Genomic DNA, 2,323 nt, shown 5'->3' on the forward strand with positions numbered 1-2,323 from the left:
GGCCGGCCCGCGGGCTCGAAGGGAGTGCTCTTCTGCGGCTTCTGCGGCGCGAAGCTCCCCGACGACGTGAAGGAGGCTTGACCGCCCCCCCAAAAAAACTCCTCACGGCATTGAGAAGCAGACGAAGGCGCACATTCTCCAGTCGGTTGGAACGTGCGCCTTCGCCGTCCCGGCGTCCCGACCGACGCTTCTGCCTGAGGTCTGGAGCGAAACACCAGCAGGTGATGCTGCAGATCTCCATCAACATAATTTAAAATTACGTAATCTCAATTTACGTAAATGAAAATTATCTAAATGCCGAATCGGCTCTTCCGGCCGGTCGGTTGAGGAGCACGAAATGCGTTTCTATGGACGCGTCGAGGAAATCGGCGCTTTGCGGGCATTGAGAACCCGTACCGTCAAACGCGGCGGCGCGGCGATGGCCGTCGTCACGGGAAGACGTCGGATCGGAAAGACGTCCTTGATCCGCAAGGCGCTTGAGGACGGAGAGACGCCCTACATCTACTGCTTCGTCAACGCCTATTCCGACGAAGTGGGAGTCGCCCGGGAGCTGATGCGTGCCGCAGCGCAAGCCTGCCGGATCGAGTATCCGCCCGCCTTCGGCCGACTGATCGACGCGGTGGAGTATCTCCTCGTGCTCTCGCGCGACCGGCCCATGACGATCGTCTTCGACGAATGCCAGGTGCTCGACAGGACGTGCCCGGGCTTCTGGTCCGATCTTCAGCGGGCGTGGGATCTGCGCAAGGACGGAGCCAAGCTTCTTCTCGTCATGTCGGGCTCCGTTCAGACGATGCTTGAGAGGATATTCGGCGACGCGAACGAACCGCTCTACGGGCGGGCGGACCAGATCATGCGCATCAGGCCCTTTGGAACGGAAACGCTCACGAAACTCTTTGAATCGGAATGCCCTGAGGGCGGCATGATCGAACTCCTCAAGCTCTATGCCATGACGGGCGGCGTCGCCCGCTATGTGGAGCTCCTGGTGGACTCCGATGTCGTTCATCCGGACCGAATGATCAATTTCGTCTTCTCGGAGTCGGGCAGCTGGTTCCGCGATGAAGGACTGATTCTCCTCGCAAATGAATTCAAAATCGCGTCGACGACGGCCATGACGCTCCTCGAGAGAATTGCCTCGGGCCGGACGCGTTGGGCGGAGATGCAGGACGGGATCGAACAGCCGATCAGCGCCTACGTGCACAGGCTTGAAGAACAGCTTGGAATCATCGGCAGAATCATGCCGGCACTCACGAAGCCGCAGCAGAAGAACGCCAGGTACGAGATCCGCGATCCCTACTTTCGGTTTTGGTTCCGCTTCATGGCGGCCGCCGACAAGCAGGCAGACATCGAGAACAAGCACTGGGGTCGCCTGATCAAGGCAACGGAAGCGGGCATGCCGGCTTTTCTCGGCAGAACGTTGGAGGCCTGGTTCAGGCGGCGCTTCGAGGAAAACGACCGCTGGTCGAAGGTCGGCGCCTGGTGGGACCGAAAGGGAGAAAACGAAATCGGCCTCGTGGCCCTCGACGAATCCTCAAAGGAGCTCCTCGTCGGCGAGTGCAAGCTCAACCCAACAAAGATCGATTTGGACGTCGTGCGGCTCAAGGCGGCGGCATTTCTGCAGACGCACCCAGAGCTTCAGTCCTGGAAGCTCGAGGTGGCGGGCCTGAGCCCGGAGGACATGCTCCGCACCTGGTGATTCCCGAAGGGTTGCGGCGTCTTTCTGCGAAGGTCAGCCCGCGGCGGGCCGCTCCTTCTACTTCTTGAGGGACGCGAGGGCGGCGAAGGGATTGGGGCGCTCGAAGGCCGCGCCTTCGGGTTCATCCTCCCAGCCGGCCCCCTCTTCGCAGTCGTCGTGGAAGACCATGCGCGGCAGCGACAGGATCGCCTCCTCCTCGACCCACTTCTCGAGGTCGAACTTCTTGGAGCCCACGGCGACGTCCTCGTCCTCCTCGTCCTCTTCGATCGGGAGGGCGTTCGCCTCCGCTTCGCTTGCCGCAAAGCGGAAGACCGCCTCGGAGTCGATGTGCACCGGAACGGGCTTGTTGCAGCGCGCGCAGAAGAGGTCGAGGTCGCCCTCCATCGAGAGCACCGCCGCGGGGAGCCCCCGGCGGTCGCCGACGCCCTGAGCGGAGAACTTCAAGACGCCCCGGTCGGTCGCGGTGAAGGCGAGAAGCTCGGGGAGATCCTTCACGGGCACTTCGCCCTCAAGCGCGAGCTCGCGGCGGGCGAGATCGAAGATGTCAACGTACTGCGTCATGGTGGGGCCTCGGATGCGTGTTTTGGAGGGAGAAATTCTGCGCGCCGCGCCTCGAGGGAAGCGCGGCGC

Annotated in this window: 2 protein-coding genes; one reads left to right on the forward strand and one right to left on the reverse strand. The window is 62.2% G+C overall.

Annotated features, from left to right (window positions below; translation table 11 throughout):
- Positions 1 to 337: 337 nt before the first annotated feature.
- Complete coding sequence (locus ACT6Y9_RS10500) at positions 338 to 1,693, forward strand: ATP-binding protein (RefSeq protein ID WP_443744494.1); 1,356 nt, start codon at positions 338 to 340, stop codon at positions 1,691 to 1,693.
- A 57-nt stretch (positions 1,694 to 1,750) separates the two neighbouring features.
- On the opposite strand, the gene ACT6Y9_RS10505 is transcribed toward ACT6Y9_RS10500, so the two are convergent.
- Positions 1,751 to 2,254 carry a YceD family protein gene (locus ACT6Y9_RS10505; protein WP_295479065.1) on the reverse strand — a complete coding sequence of 168 codons (504 nt, stop codon included), beginning with the start codon at positions 2,252 to 2,254 and terminating at the stop codon, positions 1,751 to 1,753.
- Positions 2,255 to 2,323: the final 69 nt, after the last annotated feature.

The sequence above is a fragment of the Sutterella sp. genome (assembly GCF_052272535.1).
Classification (GTDB): domain Bacteria; phylum Pseudomonadota; class Gammaproteobacteria; order Burkholderiales; family Burkholderiaceae_F; genus Sutterella.

Bases quoted from the DNA above. Each gene is read 5' to 3' on its own strand.
- ACT6Y9_RS10500 (WP_443744494.1), top strand. From the start codon at position 338: ATGCGTTTCTATGGACGCGTCGAGGAAATCGGCGCTTTGCGGGCATTG.
- ACT6Y9_RS10505 (WP_295479065.1), bottom strand. From the start codon at position 2,254: ATGACGCAGTACGTTGACATCTTCGATCTCGCCCGCCGCGAGCTCGCG.